General features: G+C 71.4%; 22 protein-coding genes and 2 pseudogenes. 7 read left to right on the top strand and 17 right to left on the bottom strand.

Annotation, left to right across the window (positions count from 1 at the left end):
• Window positions 1-14 precede the first annotated feature (14 nt).
• Both KKZ08_RS24070 and KKZ08_RS24075 read right to left on the bottom strand, forming a co-directional pair.
• The gene (locus KKZ08_RS24070) at window positions 15-497 is read right to left on the bottom strand and encodes a sigma factor-like helix-turn-helix DNA-binding protein (protein WP_223776425.1); all 483 of its coding nucleotides are present in this window, start codon (window positions 495-497) and stop codon (window positions 15-17) included.
• Window positions 498-539: 42 nt separating this feature from the next.
• Window positions 540-1,058 carry a MarR family transcriptional regulator gene (locus KKZ08_RS24075; RefSeq protein WP_223776426.1) on the bottom strand — a complete coding sequence of 173 codons (519 nt, stop codon included), beginning with the start codon at window positions 1,056-1,058 and terminating at the stop codon, window positions 540-542.
• 157 nt (window positions 1,059-1,215) lie between these two features.
• On the opposite strand from KKZ08_RS24075, the gene ilvA reads away from it, so the two are divergent.
• On the top strand, window positions 1,216-2,445 hold the full coding sequence (gene ilvA, locus KKZ08_RS24080; protein ID WP_223776427.1) for a threonine ammonia-lyase: 1,230 nt from the start codon (window positions 1,216-1,218) through the stop codon (window positions 2,443-2,445).
• A gap of 115 nt (window positions 2,446-2,560) precedes the next feature.
• On the opposite strand, the gene greA is transcribed toward ilvA, so the two are convergent.
• Both greA and KKZ08_RS24090 read right to left on the bottom strand, forming a co-directional pair.
• Window positions 2,561-3,058 (bottom strand): transcription elongation factor GreA, encoded by a 498-nt coding sequence (gene greA, locus KKZ08_RS24085; RefSeq protein ID WP_223776428.1) that lies wholly within the window; start codon window positions 3,056-3,058, stop codon window positions 2,561-2,563.
• 178 nt (window positions 3,059-3,236) lie between these two features.
• Complete coding sequence (locus tag KKZ08_RS24090) at window positions 3,237-3,659, bottom strand: DUF4307 domain-containing protein (protein ID WP_223776429.1); 423 nt, start codon at window positions 3,657-3,659, stop codon at window positions 3,237-3,239.
• 124 nt (window positions 3,660-3,783) lie between these two features.
• Between KKZ08_RS24090 and mca the strand changes: the two genes are divergently transcribed.
• From mca to KKZ08_RS24105, 3 genes are all read left to right on the top strand, one after another.
• Window positions 3,784-4,665 carry a mycothiol conjugate amidase Mca gene (mca, locus tag KKZ08_RS24095; protein ID WP_223776430.1) on the top strand — a complete coding sequence of 294 codons (882 nt, stop codon included), beginning with the start codon at window positions 3,784-3,786 and terminating at the stop codon, window positions 4,663-4,665.
• Window positions 4,658-4,936, top strand: a complete 279-nt coding sequence (locus tag KKZ08_RS24100) for a hypothetical protein (protein ID WP_223776431.1) — start codon at window positions 4,658-4,660, stop codon at window positions 4,934-4,936. The genes mca and KKZ08_RS24100 overlap by 8 nt, the downstream gene beginning before the upstream one ends.
• A 164-nt stretch (window positions 4,937-5,100) precedes the next feature.
• On the top strand, window positions 5,101-5,340 hold the full coding sequence (locus tag KKZ08_RS24105) for a hypothetical protein (RefSeq protein ID WP_223776432.1): 240 nt from the start codon (window positions 5,101-5,103) through the stop codon (window positions 5,338-5,340).
• Window positions 5,341-5,681: 341 nt separating this feature from the next.
• Here KKZ08_RS24105 and KKZ08_RS24110 read toward each other — a convergent pair whose 3' ends face one another.
• The 4 genes from KKZ08_RS24110 to KKZ08_RS24125 form a co-directional block, all read right to left on the bottom strand.
• Entirely contained in the window at window positions 5,682-8,906 is a 3,225-nt protein-coding gene (locus KKZ08_RS24110) for a tetratricopeptide repeat protein (protein WP_223776433.1), read from the bottom strand.
• 365 nt (window positions 8,907-9,271) lie between these two features.
• Window positions 9,272-9,451 carry a hypothetical protein gene (locus tag KKZ08_RS24115; RefSeq protein WP_223776434.1) on the bottom strand — a complete coding sequence of 60 codons (180 nt, stop codon included), beginning with the start codon at window positions 9,449-9,451 and terminating at the stop codon, window positions 9,272-9,274.
• 770 nt (window positions 9,452-10,221) lie between these two features.
• A complete protein-coding gene (locus KKZ08_RS24120; RefSeq protein ID WP_223776435.1) occupies window positions 10,222-11,373 on the bottom strand; it encodes a hypothetical protein in 1,152 nt (383 codons plus the stop codon).
• Window positions 11,374-12,435: 1,062 nt separating this feature from the next.
• Window positions 12,436-13,002, bottom strand: coding sequence for a Uma2 family endonuclease (locus tag KKZ08_RS24125; RefSeq protein WP_223779164.1), 567 nt, complete (start codon window positions 13,000-13,002; stop codon window positions 12,436-12,438).
• A 120-nt stretch (window positions 13,003-13,122) separates the two neighbouring features.
• On the opposite strand from KKZ08_RS24125, the gene KKZ08_RS24130 reads away from it, so the two are divergent.
• Window positions 13,123-15,141: a thioredoxin domain-containing protein gene (locus KKZ08_RS24130; RefSeq protein ID WP_223776436.1), complete on the top strand. Its 2,019-nt coding sequence runs from the start codon at window positions 13,123-13,125 to the stop codon at window positions 15,139-15,141.
• A gap of 363 nt (window positions 15,142-15,504) precedes the next feature.
• On the opposite strand, the pseudogene KKZ08_RS24135 reads toward KKZ08_RS24130, so the two are convergent.
• Both KKZ08_RS24135 and KKZ08_RS24140 read right to left on the bottom strand, forming a co-directional pair.
• Window positions 15,505-17,124, bottom strand: a pseudogene (locus tag KKZ08_RS24135) (MFS transporter); the annotation flags it as partial.
• 107 nt (window positions 17,125-17,231) lie between these two features.
• On the bottom strand, window positions 17,232-17,705 hold the full coding sequence (locus KKZ08_RS24140) for a MarR family transcriptional regulator (RefSeq protein WP_223776437.1): 474 nt from the start codon (window positions 17,703-17,705) through the stop codon (window positions 17,232-17,234).
• A gap of 154 nt (window positions 17,706-17,859) precedes the next feature.
• Here KKZ08_RS24140 and KKZ08_RS24145 point away from each other — a divergent pair, with 154 nt between their 5' ends.
• Window positions 17,860-18,948, top strand: coding sequence for an NAD(P)-dependent alcohol dehydrogenase (locus KKZ08_RS24145; RefSeq protein WP_223776438.1), 1,089 nt, complete (start codon window positions 17,860-17,862; stop codon window positions 18,946-18,948).
• Between the two features lie 21 nt (window positions 18,949-18,969).
• On the opposite strand, the gene KKZ08_RS24150 is transcribed toward KKZ08_RS24145, so the two are convergent.
• From KKZ08_RS24150 to KKZ08_RS24170, 5 genes and pseudogenes are all read right to left on the bottom strand, one after another.
• Window positions 18,970-19,218: an SCO4226 family nickel-binding protein gene (locus KKZ08_RS24150; protein WP_223776439.1), complete on the bottom strand. Its 249-nt coding sequence runs from the start codon at window positions 19,216-19,218 to the stop codon at window positions 18,970-18,972.
• 76 nt (window positions 19,219-19,294) lie between these two features.
• Window positions 19,295-20,038 carry a Mut7-C ubiquitin/RNAse domain-containing protein gene (locus KKZ08_RS24155; protein ID WP_223776440.1) on the bottom strand — a complete coding sequence of 248 codons (744 nt, stop codon included), beginning with the start codon at window positions 20,036-20,038 and terminating at the stop codon, window positions 19,295-19,297.
• A 48-nt stretch (window positions 20,039-20,086) separates the two neighbouring features.
• Window positions 20,087-20,719, bottom strand: a complete 633-nt coding sequence (locus KKZ08_RS24160) for a TetR family transcriptional regulator (RefSeq protein WP_223779165.1) — start codon at window positions 20,717-20,719, stop codon at window positions 20,087-20,089.
• 5 nt (window positions 20,720-20,724) lie between these two features.
• Window positions 20,725-22,196: pseudogene (locus KKZ08_RS24165) on the bottom strand (MFS transporter).
• A gap of 73 nt (window positions 22,197-22,269) precedes the next feature.
• On the bottom strand, window positions 22,270-22,995 hold the full coding sequence (locus KKZ08_RS24170; RefSeq protein WP_223776441.1) for a hemolysin III family protein: 726 nt from the start codon (window positions 22,993-22,995) through the stop codon (window positions 22,270-22,272).
• Between the two features lie 285 nt (window positions 22,996-23,280).
• On the opposite strand from KKZ08_RS24170, the gene KKZ08_RS24175 reads away from it, so the two are divergent.
• Window positions 23,281-25,128 (top strand): phosphoenolpyruvate carboxykinase (GTP), encoded by a 1,848-nt coding sequence (locus KKZ08_RS24175; RefSeq protein WP_223776442.1) that lies wholly within the window; start codon window positions 23,281-23,283, stop codon window positions 25,126-25,128.
• Between the two features lie 136 nt (window positions 25,129-25,264).
• Here the strand turns inward: KKZ08_RS24175 and KKZ08_RS24180 are convergent, their stop codons facing one another.
• Window positions 25,265-25,675 (bottom strand): hypothetical protein, encoded by a 411-nt coding sequence (locus tag KKZ08_RS24180; RefSeq protein ID WP_223776443.1) that lies wholly within the window; start codon window positions 25,673-25,675, stop codon window positions 25,265-25,267.
• Window positions 25,676-25,764: 89 nt separating this feature from the next.
• Window positions 25,765-26,976 (bottom strand): pyridoxal phosphate-dependent aminotransferase, encoded by a 1,212-nt coding sequence (locus tag KKZ08_RS24185; RefSeq protein WP_223776444.1) that lies wholly within the window; start codon window positions 26,974-26,976, stop codon window positions 25,765-25,767.
• Window positions 26,977-26,990: the final 14 nt, after the last annotated feature.

The raw sequence follows: 26,990 nt of genomic DNA on the forward strand, positions 1-26,990 counted from the left end.
GCCCCGAGACCTGTTCATGACGGCGCCGCCCCGCTCAGCGCCCGCACCGGCGCCGGGCCGCGCGGCGGGTGCAGGACCGTCGCCATCGCGCGGGCGCAGATCGCCCCGACCCGCTCGGCGGGCAGGCCGAGGAGCGCCGCCGTCTGCTCCTCGGCCACCCCCTCGTACATCCGGAGCACCAGGATCAGCCGCTCCTGGGGGCCGAGCCGCTCAAGCACCCCGCCGTGGCCGCGGTGGCGACGCCAGGCGCCGCGCGCGAAACGCAGGGCGACCTGCTGGCGGGCCCGGTCGTACGGGTCCTCGCCGCGCAGCCGGTCCCACGTCGCGTACGTATGCGCGAGGGCGGCGGTCAGCAGGGCACGCGCGCGTGGGTTGTCCCGCGGCCGCTCCGCGGTGAGCAGCGTCGCGGCATGCAGGAGCCTGCCAGCCGCGCCCGCGACGAACGCCTCGAACTCCCGGGCACGGCGGGCGTCCTGGAACGCCTGCCGTTCTCGCACCGCGCCTCCCGGTCTCATATGAGGCCAGGGGCGGGGCCGGGGTCAAGACTCCGGAGTGGCCGGAACCTCGCCGCCGGGCGCCGTGTGTGACGTCTGGCGCGCGGAGAGGGCGGAGTTGAAGCGTGTGAGGAGCGCGCAGAAGCTCTCGCGCTCCTCCGGCGCCCAGTCCTGCGTCAGCTCGGCCATCAGCTCGCGGCGCGAGGAACGCACCTCGTCGAGCCTGGCCTGGCCGCGCGGCGACAGCTGGAGCACCACGGCACGGCCGTCCTCCGGGTGCGAGGTGCGCTTGACGAGCCCCGTGTCGACCAGCGGGGCGACCTGCCGGGTGACCGTCGAGGAGTCGATGCCCATACTCGCGGCGAGCGCCTTGACGCCCATCGGGCCTTCCTTGTCGAGGCGGTTGAGCAGCAGATACGCGGCGCGGTCCATGGAGTTGCGGACCTGGCCTACGCCGCCGAGGCGGGTCTGCTCCGCACGGCGGGCGAAGACCGCCACCTGGTGCTGCAGGCTGTCGAGAAGGCCGGGATCACTGGCGGTCGTCATGTCCGGAGTTGTGGGCATGGCCGGGGGCTCACTTCATGCGAGGGCGGTGGGTTGGGGGACAGGGTACGCGGCCACGGCGCGGACCGTACCTGCGCTGCGCAAACCTACGCGCAGAACGGTCTCGTCCCTTGGTCACCGCAGGAGCGCCCGGGCGCGGGCTGCGAGACTTGCGGCCATGGACTACCGCACGCCCCACTCCCTGCCGACGGTCACCCTCGACGACGTGCGCGGCGCGCGGAAGATGCTCTCCGGAGTGGCGCGGATGACGGCGATGGAGGGCAGCAGGCACCTGTCGCGGCTGGTCGGCGCCCCGGTCCACCTCAAGTGCGAGAACCTCCAGCGCACCGGCTCGTTCAAGCTGCGCGGCGCGTACGTACGGATCGCGGGCCTGCTCCCCGAGGAGCGCGCGGCGGGCGTCGTCGCCGCCAGCGCGGGCAACCACGCGCAGGGCGTGGCGCTGGCGTCCTCACTCCTCGGCGTGCGCTCCACGGTGTTCATGCCGGCCGGCGCGCCGCTGCCCAAGGTCGCGGCCACCAGGGACTACGGCGCCGAGGTGCGCCTGCACGGCCAGGTCGTCGACGAGACGCTGGCCGCCGCGCAGGAGTACGCGCGCGAGACCGGCGCGGTGTTCATCCACCCCTTCGACCACCCCGACATCATCGCGGGGCAGGGCACGGTCGGCCTGGAGATCCTGGAGCAGTGCCCCGAGCTGCGCACCCTCGTGGTCGGCGTCGGGGGCGGCGGCCTCGTGGCGGGCATCGCGGTGGCGGTCAAGGCGCTGCGTCCGGACGTGCGGGTGGTCGGCGTGCAGGCCGCCGGGTCGGCGGCGTACCCGCCCTCGCTCGCCGCCGGGCACCCGGTGTCGATCGACAACCCCGCGACCATGGCCGACGGCATCAAGGTCGGGCGCCCCGGCGACGTACCGTTTCAGCTGATCGAAGACCTGGTCGACGACATCGTGACGGTCTCCGAGGACGAGCTGTCCAGCGCCCTGCTGCTCTGCCTGGAGCGCGCCAAGATGGTCGTCGAACCGGCGGGCGCCAGCCCCGTCGCGGCCCTGCTGAGCAAGCCGGAGTCGTTCGAGGGCCCGGTGGTCGCGCTGCTCTCGGGCGGCAATGTGGACCCGCTCCTGATGCAGCGCATCCTGCGGCAGGGCATGGCGGCGGCGGGCCGCTACCTCTCGCTGCGGCTGCGCCTGACGGACCGCCCCGGCGCCCTCGCCACGCTCCTCGGCGTGCTGACCGTGGTCGACGCCAACGTCCTCGACATCAGCCACGTACGCACCGACCCGCGGCTCGGGGTCACGGAGGCCGAGGTGGAGCTGCACCTGGAGACGAAGGGGCCCGAGCACTGCGTCGAGGTGGCCGGGGCGCTGGGCGACGCGGGGTACACCGTCATCGGCTGACGCGCCGCGGGCCCCCGGCACCTGATGGAGGTGCCGGGGCCCGCGGCGGCCGAGTGGAGCAAGGATCCAGCCCTGCTGTCAGGGCCGGCCCTGATACGGCCGGGCCCCGGTACGGCTAGCCCTGGTACGGCTTGGCTTCCAGGATCTTGACGGAGGCGAGCTTGCCGTTCGGCAGCTCGTACTGCGCGTTCTCGCCGATCCTCTTGCCGTTCACGCCCGTGCCGAGGGGAGACTGCGGCGAGTACGTCTCGATCTCCTCGCTCGCGTACTCCCGGGAGGCGAGCAGGAACGTCAGGGTGTCGTCCTCGTCGCCGTCGAAGGCGATGGTCACGACCATGCCCGGCGCCACCACGCCGTCGGCGGCCGGAGCCTCACCGACCTTGGCGGTCTCCAGGAGCTGGGTCAGCTGGCGGACGCGGAGCTCCTGCTTGCCCTGCTCCTCCTTGGCCGCGTGGTACCCGCCGTTCTCGCGCAGGTCCCCCTCCTCACGCGCTGCCGCGATCTTGGCTGCGATCTCGGTGCGCGCGGGACCAGACAGGTACTCCAGCTCGGCCCTGAGCTGGTTGTACGCCTCCTGGGTCAGCCAGGTGACGTTCTCGCTGGTCTGGGTCACAGGTGCTCCTCGTAGGTACTGGGAATACAAAGCATCGCCCTACCCAGAAGGATGTTCCCTCACGGGTGGGCGAAACCACGAGCCTAACAATTCAGGCGCGCCAGGGGGAGGACATAAGCCATCAGATTTACGTCAACGCAGGTGAGGGCGGTGAAGAGGTGCCGCAGGGCCCGCCGTGTCAGTCGGAGTGGCAGCCGAGGAGCTCGACGCTGGTCGCCTTCGACGTCGTACGGAGCGTGACGACCTTGTCGATGCGGTCCGCGCGCTGGTCGAAGCGGAAGTCCGCGCGGCCGACCTCGGCGCCGGACTCGGCCTGCGAGCGCAGGGTGCAGTAACCCTTGGCGTCGGCGTCCTTGCGTACTTCGAGATGTGCCTTGACCGTGCTGGCCGAAACGATGTCGAACTTGATGACCTCGCCGCTGACCTTCGTACCGTTGATGTAGTCGTAGCCGAACCATCCGACGACGCCGAGCAGGACGACGCCGAGCACCGAGCCGACGATCTTCAGCTTGCGGTCGGCGGCCTCGTCGGCCGTGCGGGAGCGGCCGTACCGCCCCGGGGGAAGCCCTTCGGAAACCCCTTCTGAAGGCTTCGAACCCACCGCCGCCATGATCGTCCTCCAGGAACAGGGGATGCCGGAATTTTCCGCCCCCCGGTTCCGTCACTATAGAAGCCGCGTGTTGCGCCGCATCACCGAGGGCGCCCGATTACTTGAGGATCGAGTCTTGACTGAGCAGCTTCGACTGATGGCCGTGCACGCCCACCCCGACGACGAGTCGAGCAAGGGCGCGGCCACCATGGCCAAGTACGTGTCCGAGGGGGTGGACGTGCTCGTCGTGACCTGCACGGGCGGGGAGCGCGGCGACATCCTCAACCCGAAGCTCCAGGGTGACACCTACATCCAGGAGCACATCCACGAGGTGCGCAAGAAGGAGATGGACGAGGCGCGCGAGATCCTCGGCGTCAAGCAGGAGTGGCTCGGCTTCGTCGACTCGGGGCTGCCCGAGGGCGACCCGCTGCCGCCGCTGCCCGAGGGCTGCTTCGCGCTGGAGGACGTCGACAAGGCCGCCGGTGAGCTGGTGCGCCAGATCCGTTCCTTCCGTCCGCAGGTCATCACGACGTACGACGAGAACGGCGGGTATCCGCACCCCGACCACATCATGACCCACAAGATCACGATGGTGGCCTTCGAGGGCGCGGCGGACCCCGAGAAGTACCCGGAGAGCGAGTTCGGCCCGGTCTTCCAGCCGCAGAAGCTCTACTACAACCAGGGCTTCAACCGCCCGCGCACCGAGGCGCTGCACCAGGCGATGCTCGACCGCGGCCTGGAGTCGCCCTATGGGGACTGGCTGAAGCGGTGGGACGAGTTCGAGCGGGTCGAGCGCACGCTCACCACGCATGTCCCGTGCGCCGACTTCTATGAGATCCGCGACAAGGCCCTGATCGCGCACGCCACGCAGATCGACCCGGACGGCGGCTGGTTCCGCGTCCCGATGGAGCTCCAGAAGGAGGTCTGGCCCACGGAGGAGTACGAGCTCGCGAAGTCGCTCGTCGATACTTCCCTCCCCGAGGACGACCTCTTTGCGGGCATCCGCGACAATGCCTAGCGTGAACGCACATCTGGCAATGACGCATCTCGTCCCTCTTGCCAAGGAGGTCGACGACGACAAGGTGACCCCCGGCGTCCTCGGATTCATCGTCTTCGCGGTGATGGCCCTGGCCGTCTGGGGCCTGATGAAGTCGATGAACCGGCACATGGGCAAGGTCGACTTCAAGGAGCCGGAGATCCGCTCGGAGTCGGAGTCGGAGCCGGAGTCGGAGTCGGGGCGGGTCGGCGCGGCGAGCGGCGGGGACGCGGGTCCCGAGACCAAGGGCTAGCGCGCGCGACACCGCAGGAGGAGGGCGGAGGCGAATCCTCCGTCCGGCTTCCGGCTTCCGGCTGCTCGGGCCCGTGCGGGCGCGGGTTGCGATGCGGTGCGTGATTCGACGTAGATCCTCTACGTCTCGCGCGACACGCCGCGTGGGCGGGGTACCGGGAGCTGATGGACCTCTCGAAGCGGACGAAGAGCGTGTGGGGCGTCGCGGCGCTGTACGTGCTGGGCGTGCTGGTGCTCCGCTATGCGGGGAGCGGCACGAGCTGGTGGGTGGCGCTGTCGGCGGGGGCGGTGTTGACGCCGCTGGCCCTGTGGATGGGATGGCTCCGAAGCCGGCTCAGGGAGCAGGCGGCGGAGTTCGGCCGCAGGCGGACGCGGCCCTGGCCGGAGGAGCGCCGTCGCCGGTGAGGTGAGGCCGCGGTCGGTTCGGGGCTTGGAGGCGGCGCGGGAAGCGTGCGCAGAGCCGTCCCGCACCGAGCCCGGGGCCTCGCCTGTCGGTCAGTACCCCTATGGCGTCTCGCCGGTGAGGCGGGACGAGGCGCGGTCGGTCCGGGACCGCGAGGCTGCGCGGGAAGCGTGCGCAGAGCCGTCCCTTGCCGCGCTCGCGGCACGTCTGTCGGCCAGCGCCCCTATGGCGCCTCCCCGGTGAGGTGAGGCCGCGGTCGGTCCGGGACCGCGAGGCTGCGCGGAGAGCGCGCGCAGAGCCGTCCCTCGCCGAGCCCGCCGCCCGCCGACGTCCCCCGGTGCCCCTACGGCACCTCCACCCCCATCACCTCCCGCGCGTGCCGGTTCGGCACCATGCCGAGGCGCCAGGCCTGCCAGCCCGCCTCCAAGTCGGCGCCGCGCTCCAGGAGCAGGCCGTACGCCTCCACGTATTCGGTCAGCTTGCCGTCGCGGGTCGGGTGGTCGGTGCGGGACAGTTGGCTCAGCTCCTCCTGGGCCACCGCCGTGCCGATCTCCCAGCCGCCCGGCGAGGCGTACGGCAGCAGGGTGCAGCGCAGGAAGCGGGCCCAGTCGCCGCCGCGCCGGTCGCCGTACGAGGCGAAGAGCTCGGCGGCCTCGTCGCACAGGGCGAGCGCCTGCTGCGTGCGGTTGTTGCCCGCGTCCACGACCACCAGCTCCAGGCACGTCCAGGCCTCGCCGTGCGCGACGCCGATCCGCTGGAAGTCGGCGCGGGCGTCCACCAGGAGCTGGCGGGCGAAGCCGGAGTTGCGCAGGGAGCCGGTCTGGGCGGCGCGCTGGTCGCGGGTGACGCGGGCGGAGTGGTGGCGGGCGCACGCCAGGCCGTACACGTCCCGCATCCGGGAGAACATCGTGCGCGCCCGCTCCAGGTCCCGCACCGCCATATCGAGGCTGCCGGTCTCCTCCAGGGCCTGGCCGAGGTAGTACAGGGACCAGGCCTCGCCCCGCGCGTCCTCGTTGTCGCGGTGCCGGGACACCGCCTGGCGCAGGCCGTCGACCGCGGGCGAGGGGTCGCCGCCCACCAGGCGGGCCCGCGCGAGCTGCGTCATGGCCCACGCCTCGCCGCGCTGGTCGCGCGTACGTCCGTACAGATCGAGCGCGTCGCGCAGCGCGGTCTCGGCGCCCGGTACGTCGCCCATGCGCAGACGGAGCTGACCGAGCTGGAAGTGCGTCCACGCCTCGCCGTGCACGGAGCCGCTCCGACGGTGCAGGGTGAGCGCCTGGTCCAGCATGCCGAGGGCGTGCGCGAGGTGGGCGCGGTCCCGCTCCACCGCGGCGAGCGCGTGCAGCGTCCAGGCGCGGTCGCCCGCCAGCTCGTCGGCGGCCTGGAGTTCGAGCGCCTCCGTCAGCCGGGCCGCCGCCTCCGTCAGATTGCCCTGGTGGTGCAGCGTGATGCCGAGCGAGCCGAGCGCGCGGGCGGCGGCGGCGTCCTGGTGGGCCTCGAAGTAGAGGTCGACGACGGAGTTCAGCGTCGTACGGGACTGATCCAGCTCGCCGAGCTGACGGGCCGCGATGCCCGTGCGCCACTGCACGCTGCGGCCGAGCAGCCCCTGGTCGATCGCCTGCGTCAGTTCGTTGATCTCGCCGAGGCGGTAGAGGTCGCCGCGCAGCAGGCAGTAGTCGCACAGGGCGCCCAGCAGATTGAGCACGGCCCGCTGGTCGACGCCCTCCGCGTGCCGCAGGGCCGCCGTGATGAACGTCGACTCGTCGTCCAGCCAGCGCAGCGCCGCGTCGAGGGAGGCGAAGCCGTGCTGCCCGAACTGGTCGGCCCTGGTGGACGTCTTGCCGTCGACCAGGCGGATCACCGTGTCGGCCAGCTCGCCGTAGCTGGCGATGAGCCGCTCCTGCGCGGCGGTGCGCTCGGCGGGCTCCTCCTCGTCGAGTAGGCGGGAGTGGGCGAAGGAGCGTACGAGGTCGTGCAGGCGGTAGCGGCCGCCCCGGAGCCGGTCGACCAGGCCCGCGCGGGAGAGCGCGGTGAGCTGCCGGCCCGCCTCCTGCTCGTCGGTGGCGAGCAGCGCCGCCGCGGCGGCAGGGCCCAGCGAGGCGCGCCCGGCGAGCGCGAGACGCCGCAGCAGCCGCCGGGCGGTCTCGGGCTGGTCGGTGTAGCGCAGCCACAGGACGTGCTCGACGGGACCGGCCTTCCCGGCCTTCCCGGCCTTCTCCAGAGGTTCGTACGCCGCCAGGTCGGCGGCCAGCCGGCGCGGCGAGCGCGGGCCCAGCGAGGAACCGGCGGCGCGCAGCGCGAGCGGCAGGCCACCGCACAACTGCCGTACTTCGTCGGCCGATTCGGCGTCGTAGGGGCCGGAGAGGGCCTCGGCGGACTCCCGCAGCAGCTCCTCGGCGCCCGCCTCGTCCAGCGCCTCGACGGGGAGGCGGTGCACCCAGGCCGACAGGTCCGCGGGGAGTTCGAGGGGCTCGCGGGCGGTGACGAGGACGAGGCTGTCGGAGCGCTCGGGGATCAGGGTGCGGACCTGCTCGGCGTCGCTGGCGTCGTCGAGGACGATCGTCACCGCGATGCCCGTCAGATACTGGTGGTAGAGCTCGCTGAGCCGCTTGACCTGCTGTTCCTTCGAGGAACGCTCCCGGAAGAGCAGCTGCTCGCGCGGCGCGCCCAATCGATTCAGCAGGTGCAGCAGGGCGTCCCGTGTGGACAGCGGCGCCTCCTGCGGCGCGTCGCCGCGCAGATCCACCACGCACGCGCCGCGGAACTGGTCCCGCAGATCGAGCGCGGCCCGCACCGCGAGCGACGACCTGCCCGAGCCCGGCGCGCCGTGCAGCATGACCACCGTGGGCCGCGTCTCGGTGCTGGCGCGCGCCGCGTGCACCCACTGGGCGATCCGCGCCAGCTCGGTCCTGCGCCCCGCGAACGGCCCCTCGACCTCCGGCAGTTGGGCGAACGACTGCTCCAGTACGGAGCGCCTGCGCGCCGCCGCGCTCTTGTCCGTGCCGCGCAGCTGCGGCGTCGCCTTCTTCGCCGCCGTGCCGGTCGACGCGGCGAGGACCCGCTGCTGGTCGAGGAAGGGCCGGATGCCCCGCACCTCCAGCGCCGTCAGCCACTGGAGCCGCAGCTGTTCCGGCCCGCCCGGCTGGCTGAGCGCCCCGGCGCGGCGGCTGGCCGCCGGCAGGTGGGAGGCCGTCACCTTCGCGACGGTCGCCGCCGCGCCCGCCACCGCCACGACCGCGCCGGTGGCCAGGGCCGTGCCGGCGCTCGTGCCGAACGACAGGTCGCAGACCCCGGCGGCGACGGCGGCGACCACCGCCACCAGCAGGGGAGTTCCGGCGCCCTCGCGCGCGTACCGCTGTCCGAAGGTGAGCTGGCCCGCGCCCGCCTCGTCGAGGGCCCGGGTGTACGCCTCGTACTCCTCGGCGGCCGTCTGCGCCATGGCGTCGAGGGCCCCGCGCGCCCGCGAGAGCAGCACGCCCCCGTCCACGCGGCCGCCCGAACGCCGCACCTCCTCCTCCACCGCCCGTGCCAACAGCCGCTCGGCCTCGGCCTGATGGCTGTCCCGCATATGGGTTCCCCCTCCGAGAGCAACAGTCTCCAGCGGCCCCAAGTGTCCTGCGTACGGGGCGTCGGCGCGAGGGAGTCGGCGGATCAAGGGGGCGGCGGGGCTGTGGTCGCGCCGGCCACCAGCACCGCCTCGTCGCGCAGATGTTCCAGACTGCAACCCGCGACCCGCTCGCCTTCGAGCGTTCACCTCGGGGTCGACACCTTGAATTCCTGCGCGCTGCCTGAGGGCAGGGGAACAACCGTGTCCGGCACGTCGCCGCACACCCGACTTCGGCCGTTGGACACCCAGCCGCACCCGCCACCGACAAGCCTGCCAAGCCCTCAGCCGAACGTGACTTTCATGTACAGCCCATGCAGGGTTCGCCGTCAGGGGCGCAGGTCACTCAACGCCTGAATTGCCGTCGGCATAGCGAGGAAAATCCTGGCAGCCGCTGCGAAGGCGGCGATGCCTGCGAGCGCTGCGGCTGTTACCGGAGCACCGGAAGAGCCGACAAGCACGTACGCGAGCAGACCGGCCATGGCGGAGATGAGGCAGGCGATCGACATCCACGGCAGTACCCAGGAGCCCGAGTGTTTCGAGGCGAAGCAACCGGCCTCAGAGCGCCTGCTCTCGGGGCAGCGGTGATGACAGCGACTCGACTGGGCCTCCGGAGCAGGCGCACCGCAGGCCCACTCGGGAGCCAAGATCGCCCACCGCCTCCCGGTTCGGTCGTGGTGGGGGTGCGAACGCCGTGTCGTGGTCTTCCGGGTGGTGCCCGTGCTCGGGATCCATCCCTCGCCACATGACGGCCGCCTGGCGAAGCGTCGCGAAACACTCGACTCGTCCGTGCGCATCGGCGTGGCGACTGTTGGGAACGGAGATTTCCGAGGACGCGAACACTGAGGTGAGTCCGGTGCCCGGAGTCGTGGCCGGACGGCCAGCGTCGCCACAGAATCGGGCAGGCAGTGGGAGAGGCGCCGAATGTTTCGTCTTGGAAAACTGGGCGGGGCAACACGGGCACACCGACGCAAGGGCGCCATTCGGCGCATGATCCTTTCCGGGCCGTACGCGCCGCTAATGACCGACGAAGCAGTCGGTAGAAAGCGCGAAAGCCGCACCCGAAGGCGTGAGTCGGCTTGGTTCCGAGGTGGCTTCCTACTAGCGTGGTAGCCAGCTCTCGTTTTGCATGAGGGCATACTGAAGCCCCCTTCTGGGACTGTGTCCCTACTGGGCGGGTGGACGGGAGGGCCCTGGCGGGTATGGATTTGCGGTTCGTTACCGCCAGGGCCCTCTATTCGGGGTTGCTTCCGTCTCGGGGCAGCCCCAAGGGAACGATCTAGGGCTTGGTATTGCTGTTCATGGCGCCCGCAGTGATGTCGACGAAGCGGCGCAGCCCCCGATACATGGAGAGCAGTTCCCCTTCGGTGAGTTGAAGCAACTCATGCAGCTTGATGGGTCGACCGGCGATTTCGCCCAAGTGAGCGAGTTCCGTCAACTGCGACGTCGGCCGAACCGATTGGGTCTCGGCGTTCCGAGCCGCCTGCGGTGGGATCACATCACCCCGCAAGGGAGCTTCGTCATCCGGTGTCGGCCGACTGTCGGGGGCATGTCTGTTTTCGAGCATCTCGTCCTCGGGCATCCCAGCTCGTCTGACCGTGGTGTAGGGGTAGGCGGGGAGGCGTTTTGGTGAGGGCCCCTCGAACGAGGAAGCGGTGTCCGGCCGGTCATGCGGATCACGCGGATCGGGGCTCAGAACGGAGTCGACGACTGGTTCGGCCGCCACCTCCTGACCAGTTCCCTCTACGCGTGAGCTGTCCGCGGCACTAGCGGGCTCCGTGCCCGTCTGCCGTGACGTCCGTGGGAAGTTGTCGTCGACAGTCGGCCCGCCATCATTGGCGCCGGCCACGTCCTCCTCCATCGCTCCCCTATCCCCCGTCTCCGTTGCTTCAGCGGGGACAGGGGCGAGGGCGTCGGCGTTCCAGCAGACATGGCCCTCTCGCACAGGCAGGAGCAACCGAGCCTCCAGCAGCCACATGACCAGGATCTCCACCTCACCGCGCCGGGACTCCGGTGCGCGTGCAGCGGCCAACAGGCGATTCGCTAGAGCAGCACGCTGTCCTCCGTGCTCTCCCAGCTCCTGACGGGCAATTCTGGCGAACCAGGTGCGATGCAGCACGTTCGCCAGCTCGCGGCGTCCACGTGTCTCGCTGATTCTCCAGGCCTCCGCGATCCTGCGAGCTGCCGGCGTGGCACGGTAAATGCCGCGTCCGCCACCACGCGCCAGTAGGCCGCAGGAATGCAGGAATGCGGTTACCAGTCCTTTTCGGTGATCGGAAACACCGGGCACTTCCAGCTGTCGACTCGTGAAAACGCCCGTATGGCATCCGGCAGCGAGCATGACCTTTACTTGATCCGCGAAACGGGTACGTACCGTGGGGAGCTGGTAGCGCAACACGCTTCTTTCTCTTTTCTGCCGTGGCTGGCTCATCCGCCTCCCTCCTGCAGAGATCTTGGATTGGCTGAAGACACTTAAGCAGGTCTTGGACCTCATGCCTAAGCGACACGGTCATCGCAGTCGGGAGATGCCGAAAGATCTCAGGAAACCTCGTGTGACCCGCCTGTCCAGGCAGGTGAGCGCCATTGGGGACGCGCTTTGGTCGGGGACTAACCCTCTCGGTGCCTCACGCGGCCTGGCGGCCTCGGGGTGACAGCATCGACGGCTTCCGCTGCTACAGAGAATTCCCCTCTGAGCACCTACATGCTGCAGAGTCCCGGATCCACCAAAGTGCATGTGCGCAGCGGAGCGTCTCAGGTGCAGCTGCCCCTGGCTGGCTTCATCGCGACTGCGCTCTGTCGGTTACAGACGTGTCGCTGGGGCCAGCACATAGGTGTGCTGCGGTCTGAGGAGGATGCGCGGTTTCACATATGCGCTGAACGACCTGTGCCCCATGATTGGCAGCGGTACTCACCAGCGCTCACTGTGTGCGCCCTATCGTGTATGGCAACTCGACTTGCGGGCCCCAACTCACGTTCAGCCTGCACCTTTTGCGCGGCAGTGCAGGTTTCGTAGTGGCAAGGGTCACTGAACTGCGGTGACTTGCGCGGTCGCTGTTTGTGACCCACTGGAGGGATCTGCGTGTCTGTGGCTGGAATGTCGTGTAACGGTGGCGTCTCTTTCAGCGCACCCCGCGCAGAGTAAAGCGAGCCGACTGCACAGGAGATGCTTTCGCTGTGACGTCACCGCGCCAGCCGTTCGAGACGGAGACTACACAGATGTGCGACGGTGCTGCCTCGCCCCATAAACCGCGGGGGAGAAGCCTCTGGTGGGTGACGGGCTCACGACCGAGATCGACTACGGGAACTTGAGACCATCGGCTGCCCGCAGGTGACCGGCACTCTCTATGGTCTGTTGCCGAGTCGTCGGCATCCTGGCCCCGCCGACCCTCGCCGTCGCGATGAAGGTGCCCCCCCCCGCAAAGACGCTCGTGGTGCCGGACGGCGCACTGCGGCTCGCTCCATGTCGGTTACGAAGGAACAGCCTCCAGTGCCGTCAAACGGCTCCTACGTCGACAGTGACGGAGAAGGGGGCGGCCGCCTTGATCGTGCCGGTGAACATCTCCCCGTCCCTGTAGATCTTGGTGGCGGGGTCGAGGACGTAGGTGTAGGTGATCGGGACGCCGGTCGCGGCCTGCTCGATACGCCAGTAGAAGGGGATGCCGGCCTTGGCGTACTGGTCGACCTTCACGATCCGGTCCGTGGTCTCCGAGCCGGGCGACACGACCTCGACGACCAAGAGCACGTGTTCGGGACGGGTGGGTGTGAGGTCGATGGTCTCCGCCCGGTAGACGATGACGTCCGGACGGCGGTTGGTCAGCGGAACGTCTTGCAGGCGGACGTCGAAGTCCGTGTCGGCGTTCCAGTCCGGGCCCGCTGCGGTGTCCAGGGCATTGGCCAGGATGCGGGCGAGTCGGTTGTGCCGCTTGGAGGCGCTCGGGCTCACGACGACCATCCCGTCCACGATCTCGATTCCGGCGCACTGCTCCTCGGACCAGGAGTCGTACTGTTCCGCGCTGATCTGCGAATGCATCCACGCGGGCGCCACCATCTCGGCGGTCATGGCGTACCTCCTTCGAGGAGCCTCGAAAGTTCCGGCGTTGCTGGGCTTCAGCCTAGTGGGCGAGGCAGCGCCCGTGCGGGCCCCACCGGCGCGGCCCGGCATTGTGAGAGGCTGGATCGTATGAACCGGCTGGCTGGTGTGACCTCGCCTTATCTGCTTCAGCACGCTGACAATCCGGTCGACTGGTGGCCTTGGGGACCGGACGCTTTCGAGGAAGCGCGACGGCGTGACGTACCCGTGCTGCTGTCCGTCGGCTACTCCGCGTGCCACTGGTGCCACGTCATGGCGCACGAGTCCTTCGAGGACGCGGCGACGGCCGCGCTCATGAACGAGAAGTTCGTGAACGTCAAGGTCGACCGCGAGGAGCGGCCCGACGTCGACGCCGTCTACATGGAGGCCGTGCAGGCCGCGACGGGCCAGGGCGGCTGGCCCATGACCGTCTTCCTCACCCCGGACGCCGAGCCCTTCTACTTCGGTACGTACTTCCCGCCGGAGCCCCGGCACGGCATGCCCTCCTTCGCGCAGGTGCTCGACGGCGTCCACCGGGCGTGGACGGACCGGCGCGGCGAGGTCGACGAGGTCGCAGGCAAGATCGTGCGCGAGCTGGGGGAGCGGCAGCTCACCCACGGCTCCGGCGAGAAGCCCGGCGAGGACGAGCTGGCACAGGCACTGCTCGGCCTGACGCGCGACTACGACGCGACGCACGGCGGCTTCGGCGGCGCGCCCAAGTTCCCGCCGTCCATGGTCATCGAGTTCCTGCTGCGGCACTACGCCCGCACCGGCTCCGAGGGCGCGCTGCAGATGGCCGCGGAGACCTGCGAGCGGATGGCGCGCGGCGGCATCTACGACCAGCTCGGCGGCGGCTTCGCCCGCTACTCCGTCGACCGCGAGTGGGTCGTGCCGCACTTCGAGAAGATGCTGTACGACAACGCCCTGCTGTGCCGTACGTACGCCCATCTGTGGCGGGCCACCGGCTCGGACCTCGCGCGCCGCGTCGCCCTGGAGACGGCGGACTTCATGGTCCGCGAACTGCGCACGAACGAAGGCGGGTTCGCGTCCGCGCTGGACGCGGACAGCGAGGACCCGGCCACGGGCAAGCATGTCGAGGGCGCGTACTACGTGTGGACGCCGCGGCAGTTGCGGGAGGTGCTCGGCGAGGCCGACGCGGAGCTGGCGATGTCCTGCTACGGCGTGACGGAGGAGGGCACCTTCGAGGAGGGTGCCTCCGTGCTGCAACTCCCGGCCCTGGACGGCCCCCTGGCGGACGCCTCCCGGCTCGCCTCGATCCGCGAGCGGCTCCTCGCCGCCCGTGCCGAGCGGCCCGCGCCCGGCCGTGACGACAAGGTGGTCGCCGCCTGGAACGGCCTCGCGATCTCCGCGCTCGCCGAGACCGGCGCGTACTTCGACCGGCCGGACCTCGTCGCGGCGGCCGTGGGCGCGGGCGATCTTCTCGTACGCCTTCACATGGACGCCCGCGCGCGGCTCGCCCGCACCTCCAAGGACGGGCAGCCCGGCACCAACCAGGGTGTGCTCGAGGACTACGCCGACGTGGCGGAGGGCTTTCTCACGCTGGCCTCGGTGACGGGGGAGGGCGTGTGGCTGGAGTTCGCGGGCTTCCTGCTCGACCACGTCCTCGCCCAGTTCGTGGACGAGGAGAGCGGGGCGCTGTACGACACGGCCGCCGACGCGGAGCGGCTCATCCGCCGGCCGCAGGACCCCACGGACAACGCGGCGCCCTCCGGGTGGACTGCGGCCGCGGGCGCGCTCCTCACCTACGCCGCGCACACCGGCGCCTCGCCGCACCGCACCGCGGCCGAGCGCTCCCTCGGCATCGTCAAGGCGCTCGGGCCCCGCGTGCCGCGCTTCATCGGGCACGGCCTCGCGGTCGCCGAGGCGGCGCTGGACGGGCCACGCGAGGTGGCGGTCGTCGGGGAGATCCTCGGGGACCTGCACCGGACGGCGCTGCTCGGCGCGGCGCCGGGCGCGGCCGTCGCGGTGGGGCGGCCCGGCTCCGGCGAGCTGCCCCTGCTCGCGGACCGCCCCCTGGTCGACGGCAACCCCGCGGCGTACGTCTGCCGCGGCTTCGTCTGCGACGCCCCCACCACGGACCCGGCGGAACTGGCCCGGCTGCTGTCCTGAGGGGCGTCGACGGGGCGCCCGGCGGGAGCGGTGACCGGGCACCCGACAGCCCGGCCCACGCGTACGCTGCCGCGTCCTGCTCAGTGCTTGGCCGGGCTGCCCCCCCCGCCCGGCGTCGCAGCTCCACCGCCGTGAGTGCGGCGTCGCGTACGCCGCCGGATCCTGCTCAGTGCTCGGCCGCGCCGCCCCCCGCCCGGCGTCGCAGCTCCACCGCCGTGAGTGCGGCGCCGCGTACGCCGCCGGATCCTGCTCAGTGCTCGGCCGCGCCGCCCTCCGCCCGGCGTCGCAGCTCCACCGCCGTGAGTGCGGCGTCGCGTACGCCGCCGGATCCTGCTCAGTGCTCGGCCGCGCCGCCCCCGCCCCGCGCCGCAGCCCCGCCGCCGCGAGCACGGCGCCCGCCACGCACAGCACGCCCGTGACGAGCGCCGCGGTGTGCACGCCGTTGACGAACGCCTGGCCGCTGCCCTCGGTCACCGCCGCCCGCAGAGGCGTCGGCATGTCGCCCGAGGTGGGTGAGATGCCCATCGCGACGGCGTCCTTGGCCTTGCCGAGGCCCTGCGCCACGGGTCCCGGCACACCCGCCGAGGTCAGCTCCCCGGTCAGCGTGGCGCCGACGCGGCTGCTGATCAGGGAGACGAGTACGGAGGTCCCGAGCGCGCCGCCGACCTGGAGCGCGGTGGCCTGGAGGCCGCCCGCCACCCCCGCGTCCTCGACGGGCGCGTTGCCCACGATCGCGTCGGAGGAGGCCGCCATCACCATGCCGACGCCGAGGCCGAGCGCGATGAACGGCGGCCACATCGCGGCGTACGAGGAGTGGACGCCCCAGCCCAGCACCCCGAAGGAGGCGGCGGCCTGGAGCACCATGCCGAGCGGCATCGACAGCCGGGCGCCGAACCGCTCGGTGAGCGCGGCGCCCAGCGGCGAGGCGACGACGGAGGCGAGACTCAGCGGCAGGGTGCGCACACCGGCCTCGACGGGCGTGTAGCCGCGCACGTTCTGCAGATAGAGCATCACGAAGAAGATCACGCCGAGCAGCACGAAGAAGTTGACGGCGGTGATGATCGTGCCGATGGTCAGCGCAGGGTTGCGGAAGAGCCGCATCGGCAGCAGAGGGTGACCCCTGCGACCCCTGCGCTCCCTGTCCGAGCCGGGCGGGGCGCTCGGCGCGGGGCGGCCGAGGCGCGTCTCGTACCACCCGAAGGCCAGCAGGATGACGAGCCCGGCCGCGAGCGTGCCCAGCGTGGTGCCCGAACCCCAGCCCCACGCCTCGCCCTTGACGACGCCGAAGACGACCACGAGCAGCCCGAGGGCGAGCAGGACGACACCGGGGACGTCGAAGCGGTGCCGGTCGGCGGCGTTCTTGCTCTGCGGCAGCACCAGCGCGCTGAAGACGAGCGCGACGACGCCGATGGGGGCGTTGATGTAGAAGACCGACTCCCAGCTGACGTGTTCGACGAGCAGCCCGCCGACGATGGGGCCGAGCGCCGTGGACACGGACGACACCATCGCCCAGATGCCCACCGCCATGCCGAACTTCTTCGGCGGGAACACCGCCCGCAGCAGACCGAGCGTATTGGGCATCAGCAGCGCGCCGAAGAATCCCTGTAGGGCGCGGAAGGCGATGACGCCCTCGATCGACCCGGCCAGGCCGATGGCGACCGAGGCGAGGGTGAAGCCGACGACACCGACCAGGTAGAACGTGCGCCGCCCGAATCGGTCACCGAGCTTCCCGCCGAGGATCAGCGCGGCGGCCAGCGCCAGCAGGTACGCGTTGGTGACCCATTGCAGGTCGGAGGTGGAGGCGTGCAGGTCCCGGCCGATCTCCGGGTTGGCGATCGAGACGACCGAGCCGTCCAGACCGACCATGAACAGGCCGAACGCGACAGCGACGAGCGTCAGCCAAGGCCTGCCGCGGCGCCCCGCCGGAGCGTCCGGCGGGCCGGCTGCGGGCAGGGGGGAGTGGTCCACGAAAGTGGCGGGCATGGAGGTGCCTTGCTTCCTGGGAAAAGGGGGTGAGGTGCGGGGCGTACGGCCACATGACCGCACGCCCGGCCGGCCGCACGGCTACCGGCGCGGGTACGCCGAAGCCGTCAGAGGGCGGCCGGGTGGATGTGCCGGGCGAGGCCCCTGAGGGCGCCGAGGGCCGAGCCGATGGCGTCCAGGTCCCCGTCGGTGAGGGTGTGCAGCGCCTCGATGACGTACCCGTCCATGAGGCTCATGGCCTGGTCGAGCCTGCGCCGCGCCTCGGCGGTGAGGTGCAGCCGGGCGATCCGCTTGTCGGCCGGGTCCTGCCCGCGCTCCAGGAGCCCCTGCCCGGCGAGCTGGGTGACCAGGGCGCTCACGTTGTTCGGCTTCATCAGCAGCGCGTCGGCCGCCGCCCGTACGGTGACGCCGTCCCGCTCCCCGATGAGCCGCAGCAGCGCCAGCTGCCCCTCGGGCAGCCGGGGGTACGGGAAGTCCTGGGCGAGACGCCGCTCCAGGGCCCGGTGCAGCGCGGGCAGGACGGAGGACATCGCTGAGGCGATGTCCTGGATGTCCCGCTCGGACGCGCTAGGGGTGGGCATGCCGACAGAGTACGTATGAGGGCATAGCTATGTCAACATACCTAGTGTGGTTTCGGCTGGGCGGGCCGCCGGGGGCGAGAACGTGGCGGCGCGGGGAACTCCGCGCCCAGTGACGTGAGTTGACAGTGCAGAACCGACGACTCAGGGGGTACTCATGCGCATGCAGGCAGCACTGGTGGAGACCCCCGGCGGGCCCTTCACCGTCCGGGACGTCGAGATCGAGGCGCCCCGGCCGGAGGAGATCCTGGTCAAGATCGCCGCCGCGGGCATCTGCCACACCGACCTCAGCAGTCGGCAGGTCTGGCCGCGCCTGCCCATGGTCTTCGGCCACGAGGGCGCCGGTGTCGTGGAAGCCGTCGGGGACGCGGTGACGACCGTCGCGCCGGGCGACCACGTCTGCCTCAGCTACCGCAGCTGCGGCGCGTGCGGCCAGTGCGCCGCCGGGTACCGCTCCTACTGCGAGGCGGGCATCGGCGCGCTCAACGCCGCGGGTGCGCGCCCCGACGGCAGCACCGGCCTCTCCCGTGGCGGGTCCCCGGTCTTCGGCAACTTCTTCGGGCAGTCGAGCTTCGCCACGTACGCCCTCGCCTACGAGAGCAACACCGTCAAGCTCCCCGCCGGCTTCCCCGCCGCCCTCGCCGCGCCTCTCGGCTGCGGCGTCCAGACCGGGGCGGGCACGGTCCTGAACGTCCTGCGGCCGCGGCCGGGCTCGGCCCTCGCCGTCTTCGGCGCCGGGGGCGTCGGGCTGAGCGCGGTCATGGCGGCCGTCGCCGAGGACTGCCAGGTGATCGCCGTGGAGCCCGTCGCGTCCCGGCGCGCGGTAGCCCTCGGGCTCGGCGCGGCCGCGGCCATCGACCCGGCGGCCGTCGACGACGTCGCGGCGGCCGTCCGGGACGTCACCGAGGGCGGGCCGCACTACGCGATCGACACCACGGGCCGGCCTGCCGTGGTGTCGGCGGCGATCGCGGCGCTGCGGGAGCGCGGGACGCTCGCGCTGGTCGGGATCGGTGGGCAGGCCGAGTTCGACATCATGACCGTGCTGACGAAGGGCGTGAGCATCCGTGGCGTGATCGAGGGGGACGCGGTGCCGTCCGACTTCATCCCACGCCTCATCGAACTGCACGGTCAGGGCCGCCTCCCGGTCGAGCGGCTCATCACGGAGTTCCCCTTCGCCGACATCGAGGCGGCGGCGCGGGCCGCGTCCTCCGGTGAGGTGATCAAGCCGGTGCTCACCTTCGGCTGAGCCGAGCCGCGGGCCGGCGGGTCAGACCATGAGCGGCACCGGGTGGATCTCGTCCGCGGCGTGCCCGGCCCGCTCGTGGATGCGCTGAACGGCGTCCGCGGACGGCGCCTCGGACAGGCAGAAGACGTCTCCGGACGCGGGGTCGGCCCACGCGTGCTCGAAGCTGACGCCCTCCTGGTCCTGAATCGCCAGGTCGGCGGCGTGGGCCTCCCTGAGCTGGTGGGCGGTGATGTCCTTCATGCCGTGATGGACATCCATGAACTTGGCCATCGGACTCACTCCTCGGCAGGCGTACGTGCCCCTCTTCCATGGTGCTCCCGCGGCCGCGCCGCCTCCACTCCGGCGGTCACGCCTGCGCCCCGACCGGCCCGCCGAACTCCGCCACCGCCTGCGCCACGATCGCCTCCAGACGGTCATGGTGGGCGCCGCGCCAGTACACGCGGGCGCACTCCCCGCACTGGGCGAAGACGTCGTACGTGCCGCGCGTGCCGCCCTCCAGGAGGTCCGCCACCTCCTCCTTGGTCGCCATGCGGAGGGTGCCGTTGCAGGCGGTGCAGCGCGTCCAGGGGGCCAGGCGCGGGGTGAAGCGGCCGAGGACGTCGCGGAGTTGGTCGTCGGGGCGGTCGCTGTAGACGTACGCGCCCGCCCACAGTTCCCGGCGCCGCAGCAGGCCCCGGTCGCGGCTCAGCAGGACGCGCCGCTCGGCCGCGGAGCGCGCGGCGAGGGCGGGGTCACCGATGTCCGTGCTCTCGTACGCCGCGTCGACGCCGAGGAGACGCAACCGCCGTGCCAGCGTGCCGAGATGGACGTCGAGGAGGAAGCGGAGCGGGGCGCCGGGCACCTGCTGGGGGCGGGGCACCGCACGCACGGCGACGCTCTCGCCGGCCGCGGGGACGTGCCCGGGAGCGACCTCGCGGCCGTCCACCACGAGCGCGCCGACCTCCGTCAGGGGCACCCCGAGGGACTCGACCACGTGCCCGAGCGTGGACGCGCCGTCCGTAACGGCCTTGGTGGGGCCGCCCCTTCGCTCCTGCGGGACGAAGGTGGTGAGCTCGGGGTCGAAACTGACGAGGATCTCCGGACCGTTCATGCGGTCAGGATGGCATGCCGGGGGCGGCCGGGGCCCGGCCCGCCGTCCTCACCTGCCGCCGGTCTCCGCGAAGCCGCTCACCAGCATGTCCAGCGTGCGGTCCACGAGCGTGCCGAGGTCGTCCCGGTGGTCGCGCTCCGCCCAGTACGCGGCGGTCTCGGTGAGCGCGCCGATCAGGCCCATGGAGAAGGCCCGCACCTCCAGCTCGCCGGGGTCGCGCCCGGTGCGCTCGGCGATGACGCGGCAGAGGATGCCGCCGGTGACCGACATGCTCTCCAGCATCCGCGCCCGCACGGCGGGCACCTCGATCATCAGCTTCGTCCGCAGCCTGGAGATCTCCGGGTCTTCCGCGAGGCCGGGGCCCATGGCCCGGTGGAGCACCCGCCGCAGCGATTCGACGACCGGCTCCCCGGCGGGCCGACGGCGCAGCTCGCTCTCCAGGAGCGGGTCGAACTCGTCGGTGAGGACGATGTCCTCCTTGGTCGGGAAGTAGCGGAAGACCGTGGAGGGGGAGACCTCCGCCGCCTCGGCGATCTGCTCGACCGTCGTCGCCTCGTACCCCTGCTCGCGGATCAGCCGGTACGTCGCCTCGCGGATCGCGACGCGGGTCTTGAGCTTCTTCCGCTCGCGCAGCCCCAGCTGCGGGGCGGACGCGGGAAGGGAGGTGCGGGCGGCCGTCATGACGTTCATTCTCGGGCATCCGCCGGGGCCTTGCCCATGTCGTCCGGGTCCTGCCCCGGCCCGTCGCCCGCCTTCTGCAGCACCGCGGCGACGAGCAGCGCCGTCACCAGGGCGGCGACACCGCCGACCAGCAGTACGAGGCTCATGCCGTGGACGTACGCGGCGTCGGCGGACTCGGCGAGGCGCGCACTGCCGAGGCGGTCGGCGACGGCGTGGGCGACGACCACCGACTCCCCGGCGGCGTCACCGGCGGGCCCCGGCAGCCCGCCGGTGTCCAGCTCACGTGTGTAGGCGAAGGCCAGGAGCGAGCCGAGCAGCGCGATGCCGAGGGCGCTGCCCACCTGCCGTACGGCCATCATCAGCCCCGAGCCGGAGCCCGCGCGCTCCACGGGCAGCGCGCCGAGCGCCGAGTCCGTGGACGGCACCACCGCGAAGCCGAAGCCGAGGCCGGCCACCGAGAGCCACAGCGCGGTGAAGCCGTAGCCGCTGCCGACGTCCGTGCGGCTGCCGAGGATGGCGGCGAAGGCGAGCACCACGAGCCCGCCGCTGATCACCGCGCGCGGCCCGAAGCGCCGTACGACGGGCTCCGCGCCCTTGGCGGCCACCAGCAGGCCGCCCATCAGCGGCAGCATCCGTATGCCGGTGCCGAAGGCGTCGTTGCCGAGGACGGTCTGGAGGTACTGCGGCAGGACGAACAGCAGCCCCGCGAGCACGAACATGACCAGCGTCGCCGCCATGGTAGTCAGGCAGAAGCCGCGGTTGCGCAGCAGCGACGTGTCCAGCATGGAGCGCGGCACCCGGCGCTCCCGCAGGACGAGCACGGCCAGCAGGACGAGGGCGCCCGCGAGCATGCCGAGCACGAGGGGGTCGCCCCAGCCGCGGCAGGGGGCTTCGATGACGGCGTAGATCAGTGCGCCGAGGCCGGCGGCGGTCAGGGCGGTGGAGGCGACGTCGACCTTGGGCGCGGCGGGGTCGCTGGTCTCGGGCAGCAGGAAGGCGCAGGCCGTGAGGCCGATCGCGACCATCGGGACGTTGATCAGGAAGATCGAGCCCCACCAGAAGTGGTCGAGGAGCCAGCCGCCGACGATCGGCCCGAGGGGCGCGCCGAGCGCGGAGGCGGCCGAGACGATGCCGACGGCCTTGGTCCGCTCGCCGGGGGCGAAGAGCGCGGGCAGCACGGCGAGGGCGAGCGGCATGACGAGGGCGCCGCCCACTCCCATGACGGCGCGGGCCATGACGACGAGGGCGATGTCGTCGACGAGGGTGCCGACGAGCGAGCCCACCAGGAAGACCCCGAGCCCGCCATCAGCATCCGGCGCCGCCCGAACCGGTCGCCGAGGAGCCCGGCCGGAAGCATCAGCGCGGCGAACACGATGACGTACGCGTCCGCCATCCACTGCTGCTCTTGCGTACTGGCCCCGAGCTGCTCGGCCAGCGCCCACCAGCGGCGGGGGTCCTGGCGCGCGGCGGCAGGCAATGATGACGCACGAAAAAGTGGCCGCGGCTCAGGAGCCGCGGCCACCCGGAGGGCAGTAGGGGGAGGGGTCGGATCACCCGTGGCGGTAGGCCACCAGCGAGATGCCGACGTAGTGCACGGCGAAGGCCGCCAGCGTCAGCGAGTGGAAGACCTCGTGGAAGCCGAAGAAGCGGGGGGAGGGGTTCGGCCGCTTGATGCCGTAGATGATGCCGCCCGCGCTGTAGAGCAGCCCGCCGACGACGACGAGGACGAGCACGGCGACGCCGCCCGTCCGCATGAAGTCCGGCAGGAAGAAGACGGCGGCCCAGCCCATCGCGATGTAACACGGCGTGTAGAGCCAGCGCGGGGCGCCGACCCAGAACACGCGGAAGGCGATGCCCGCCACGGCCGCGCCCCAGATGCCCCAGAGCAGCCACCGCCCCTTCGCGTCGGGGAGGAGCAGCATCGTCAGCGGGGTGTAGGTGCCCGCGATGATCAGGAAGATGTTGGAGTGGTCGAGTCTGCGCAGGACGCGGTCGGCCCGCGGGCTCCAGTCGCCCCGGTGGTAGAGCGCGCTGACCCCGAAGAGGAGGCAGGCGGTCAGGGCGAAGATGCCGCAGGCGATCCGGCCGCGGGTGGAGTCGGCGAGCGCGGTCAGCACGAGCCCGGCCACGACCACCGCGGGGAACATTCCGGCGTGCAGCCAGCCGCGCATCTTCGGCTTCACGGGGAGCGGCATGTCCTGCGGGGACGGGACGAGGGAGGGGGCGCCCTCGGGTTCCGGGATCGCTTCGGAGACGGAGGCGGTCATGGTCGGCATCGTACCTACGGGCCCGTAAGTCGGGCATCAACCGGAGGCGGGGTCAACCGGAGCAGCGCCTGTCAGCAAAACGGGCGGAAAACCGCCCTCGCACCCGAAGGCGTACAAGTGGCGATCCTCACGCCGCTCAGGTGTGAGGTCCTCTGGACAGATGCGCGGCGGCGTCGGATGATCAAATGAGTGCGGTCGGCACCGGATGAGCGCCAGAGGATTCACACGTGAAGCGTCCGGGTCGCAGCCCCCACGGGGCATACATCCTCAAAAACCCCTCGATTAGGAGCAATCGTGGCGCGCGACATCGCGGCTCCCAGCACCGTCCCGACCAACACCGTCCCCACCCGTCACAAGGAGCTGGTCTCCTGGGTCAACGAGATCGCCGAACTGACCCAGCCGGACAGGGTGGTCTGGTGTGACGGCTCCGAGGCCGAGTACGAGCGCCTGTGCGAGGAGCTCGTCGCCAAGGGCACGTTCAAGAAGCTCGACCCGACCCTGCGCCCCAACTCCTACTACGCGGCCTCGGACCCGACCGACGTCGCGCGCGTGGAGGACCGCACCTTCATCTGCTCCGAGAAGGAGGAGGACGCGGGCCCGACCAACCACTGGAAGGCCCCCGCCGAGATGCGGGAGATCTTCCGGGGCACCGACGGCAAGGGCGGCGTCTTCCGCGGGTCGATGAAGGGCCGCACGATGTACGTCGTGCCCTTCTGCATGGGCCCGGTCGGCTCGCCGCTGTCCGCGATCGGCGTCGAGATCACCGACTCGGCGTACGTCGCCGTCTCCATGCGCACCATGACCCGGATGGGTCAGGCGGTCCTGGACGAGCTCGGTGACGACGGCTTCTTCGTCAAGGCCGTCCACACGCTCGGCGCCCCGCTGGCCGAGGGCGAGGCCGACGTGCCGTGGCCCTGCAACTCCACCAAGTACATCTCGCACTTCCCCGAGGACCGCGAGATCTGGTCCTACGGCTCGGGCTACGGCGGCAACGCCCTGCTCGGCAAGAAGTGCTATGCCCTGCGCATCGCCTCCGTCATGGCGCGCGACGAGGGCTGGCTGGCCGAGCACATGCTGATCCTCAAGCTCACGCCCCCGCGCGGCGAGTCCAAGTACGTCGCCGCCGCGTTCCCCAGCGCCTGCGGCAAGACCAACCTCGCCATGCTGGAGCCCACGATCTCCGGCTGGACCGTCGAGACCATCGGCGACGACATCGCCTGGATGCGGTTCGGCGAGGACGGCCGCCTCTACGCGATCAACCCCGAGGCCGGCTTCTTCGGCGTCGCGCCGGGCACCGGCGAGCACACCAACGCCAACGCCATGAAGACGCTGTGGGGCAACTCCGTCTTCACCAACGTCGCGCTCACCGACGACGGCGACGTCTGGTGGGAGGGCATGACGGAGGAGACCCCGGCCCACCTGACGGACTGGAAGGGCAACGACTGGACCCCGGAGTCCGGCACCCCCGCGGCGCACCCCAACGCGCGCTTCACCACCCCGGCCGCCCAGTGCCCGATCATCGCGCCCGAGTGGGAGGACCCGAAGGGCGTGCCGATCTCGGCCATCCTCTTCGGCGGCCGCCGCGCGAGCGCGGTCCCGCTGGTGACCGAGTCCTTCGACTGGCAGCACGGCGTCTTCCTCGGGGCGAACGTCGCCTCCGAGAAGACCGCCGCCGCCGAGGGCAAGGTCGGCGAGCTGCGCCGCGACCCGTTCGCCATGCTGCCGTTCTGCGGCTACAACATGGGCGACTACATGGCGCACTGGATCGACGTGGCCAAGGGCAAGGACCAGTCCAAGCTGCCGAAGATCTACTACGTGAACTGGTTCCGCAAGGACGAGAAGGGCCGCTTCGTGTGGCCGGGCTTCGGTGAGAACTCCCGCGTCCTGAAGTGGATCGTGGAGCGCCTGGACGGCAAGGCCGAGGGCGTCGAGACCCCCATCGGCATCCTGCCGACGGTCGACTCGCTCGACACCGAGGGCCTGGAGCTGGCCGACGCCGACCTGAAGTTCCTGCTCACGGTCGACAAGGAGGTCTGGCGCGACGAGGCCTCGCTGATCCCCGAGCACCTCAACACCTTCGGCGACCACACGCCCAAGGAGCTGTGGGACGAGTACCGCGCGCTGGTGGAGCGCCTGGGCTGATCCCGGCCGCACATCCCGGAGGGGCCCCGCACAACGGCGTGCGGGGCCCCTCCGCGTACGTACCCGGCGGCCCACGCCCGGGCGGTTTGCTGGTGGCACCCGGTCCGTGGCCTCCCCGGCCGCGGACCGGGGCCGATCAGGAGGCGCCGACCAGGCGCGTGGCGTCCGCGTGGGCGTCCATGCGCTCGGCGGCCAGGATGGCCGCCGCGGTGTCGGCGCGAGAGGCCGCCACGACCAGGGCGCGGCCCGCGAGGGCGTGGGCGCGCTGGTGCAGGGCGGTCAGATGCGGTTCGTGAATGGCGGTGGCGACCGACGAGCGCGCCGGCTGTGCGCCGCCCCTCAGTCGCGCCACCTCGGAGGCCAGCCGCTCGGCGGCGGCGTCCAGGTCGGCGGCGGGGGCGAGGGCGCGCAGCTCGTCGGTGACGGCGAGGAGCGCCGCGAGGTGCCCGGCGAGCTGGATGTCCAGCTCCTCCTCGCGGGAGCGGTGCGGGAAGTCCGCGTCGTCGGCCATCGAGTGGACCGACTTGGTGCGGATCGGCTCGTACATGGGTGGCCTCCAAGCGGTATGGGGACCATCCTATCTTAGATTTCGTCTAAAGTTGAGTCGCGTCCGGGTGCCCGGCGCGGGCGCCGGTGTCAGGGCTGGCTGTAGCCGTCGAGGAAGTTCCCGATCCGCCTGACCGCCTCCGCGAGGTCGGTCGCCGTCGGCAGTGTCACGACCCGGAAGTGGTCGGGCTCCGGCCAGTTGAAGCCGGTGCCGTGCACGACCATGATCTTCTCGGCGCGCAGCAGGTCGAGGACCATCTGCCGGTCGTCCTTGATCTTGAAGACCTTCGGGTCGAGCCGCGGGAAGAGGTACAGCGACCCCTTCGGCTTCACGCAGCTCACACCGGGGATCTGCGTCAGCAGGTCGTACGCGGTGTCGCGCTGCTCCAGGAGCCGGCCGCCCGGCAGCACCAGGTCGTTGATCGTCTGGCGCCCGCCCAGCGCCGCGACGACGCCGTGCTGGCCCGGCATGTTCGCGCACAGCCGCATGTTGGCGAGGATCGTCAGGCCCTCGATGTACGAGGAGGCGTGCGCCTTCGGGCCCGAGACCGCCATCCAGCCGACGCGGTAGCCCGCCACCCGGTACGCCTTCGACATGCCGTTGAAGGTGAGGGTCAGCAGGTCCGGGGCGATGGCGGCGGTCGGCGTGTGCGTGACGCCGTCGTAGAGGATCTTGTCGTAGATCTCGTCCGAGCAGACCAGGAGATTGTGGCGGCGCGCGATGTCGGTCAGGCCGCGCAGCATCTCGTCGCTGTAGACGGCGCCGGTCGGGTTGTTCGGATTGATGATCACGATCGCCTTGGTGCGGTCGGTCACCTTGCGCTCGATGTCGGCGAGGTCCGGCATCCAGTCGGCCTGCTCGTCGCAGCGGTAGTGCACGGCGGTGCCGCCGGACAGGGAGACGGCCGCGGTCCACAGGGGGTAGTCGGGCGCCGGTACGAGGACCTCGTCGCCGTCGTCGAGCAGGCCCTGCATGGCCATCACGATCAGCTCGGAGACGCCGTTGCCGATGAAGACGTGCTCGACGTCGGTCTCGATGCCGAGGGTCTGGTTGTGCATGACCACCGCGCGGCGGGCGGCGAGCAGGCCCTTCGCGTCGCCGTAGCCGTGCGCGGAGCCGACGTTGCGGAGGACGTCCTCCAGGATCTCGGGCGGGCACTCGAAGCCGAAGGCGGCCGGATTGCCGGTGTTGAGCTTGAGGATGCGGTGGCCTGCCGCTTCGAGCCGCATCGCCTCCTCAAGGACGGGGCCCCGGATCTCGTAACAGACGTTGGCGAGCTTCGTCGACTGGATGACCTGCATGGCGGCGAGCTTAC

Origin of the sequence: Streptomyces sp. 135 (assembly GCF_020026305.1) — a bacterium.
GTDB lineage: Bacteria > Actinomycetota > Actinomycetes > Streptomycetales > Streptomycetaceae > Streptomyces.

Bases quoted from the DNA above. Each gene is read 5' to 3' on its own strand.
- KKZ08_RS24075 (WP_223776426.1), bottom strand. From the start codon at position 1,058: ATGCCCACAACTCCGGACATGACGACCGCCAGTGATCCCGGCCTTCTC.
- ilvA (WP_223776427.1), top strand. From the start codon at position 1,216: ATGGACTACCGCACGCCCCACTCCCTGCCGACGGTCACCCTCGACGAC.
- KKZ08_RS24100 (WP_223776431.1), top strand. From the start codon at position 4,658: ATGCCTAGCGTGAACGCACATCTGGCAATGACGCATCTCGTCCCTCTT.
- KKZ08_RS24105 (WP_223776432.1), top strand. From the start codon at position 5,101: ATGGACCTCTCGAAGCGGACGAAGAGCGTGTGGGGCGTCGCGGCGCTG.
- KKZ08_RS24110 (WP_223776433.1), bottom strand. From the start codon at position 8,906: ATGCGGGACAGCCATCAGGCCGAGGCCGAGCGGCTGTTGGCACGGGCG.
- KKZ08_RS24115 (WP_223776434.1), bottom strand. From the start codon at position 9,451: ATGTCGATCGCCTGCCTCATCTCCGCCATGGCCGGTCTGCTCGCGTAC.
- KKZ08_RS24120 (WP_223776435.1), bottom strand. From the start codon at position 11,373: ATGAGCCAGCCACGGCAGAAAAGAGAAAGAAGCGTGTTGCGCTACCAG.
- KKZ08_RS24125 (WP_223779164.1), bottom strand. From the start codon at position 13,002: ATGACCGCCGAGATGGTGGCGCCCGCGTGGATGCATTCGCAGATCAGC.
- KKZ08_RS24130 (WP_223776436.1), top strand. From the start codon at position 13,123: ATGAACCGGCTGGCTGGTGTGACCTCGCCTTATCTGCTTCAGCACGCT.
- KKZ08_RS24140 (WP_223776437.1), bottom strand. From the start codon at position 17,705: ATGCCCACCCCTAGCGCGTCCGAGCGGGACATCCAGGACATCGCCTCA.
- KKZ08_RS24145 (WP_223776438.1), top strand. From the start codon at position 17,860: ATGCGCATGCAGGCAGCACTGGTGGAGACCCCCGGCGGGCCCTTCACC.
- KKZ08_RS24150 (WP_223776439.1), bottom strand. From the start codon at position 19,218: ATGGCCAAGTTCATGGATGTCCATCACGGCATGAAGGACATCACCGCC.
- KKZ08_RS24155 (WP_223776440.1), bottom strand. From the start codon at position 20,038: ATGAACGGTCCGGAGATCCTCGTCAGTTTCGACCCCGAGCTCACCACC.
- KKZ08_RS24160 (WP_223779165.1), bottom strand. From the start codon at position 20,719: ATGACGGCCGCCCGCACCTCCCTTCCCGCGTCCGCCCCGCAGCTGGGG.
- KKZ08_RS24170 (WP_223776441.1), bottom strand. From the start codon at position 22,995: ATGCCGACCATGACCGCCTCCGTCTCCGAAGCGATCCCGGAACCCGAG.
- KKZ08_RS24180 (WP_223776443.1), bottom strand. From the start codon at position 25,675: ATGTACGAGCCGATCCGCACCAAGTCGGTCCACTCGATGGCCGACGAC.
- KKZ08_RS24185 (WP_223776444.1), bottom strand. From the start codon at position 26,976: ATGCAGGTCATCCAGTCGACGAAGCTCGCCAACGTCTGTTACGAGATC.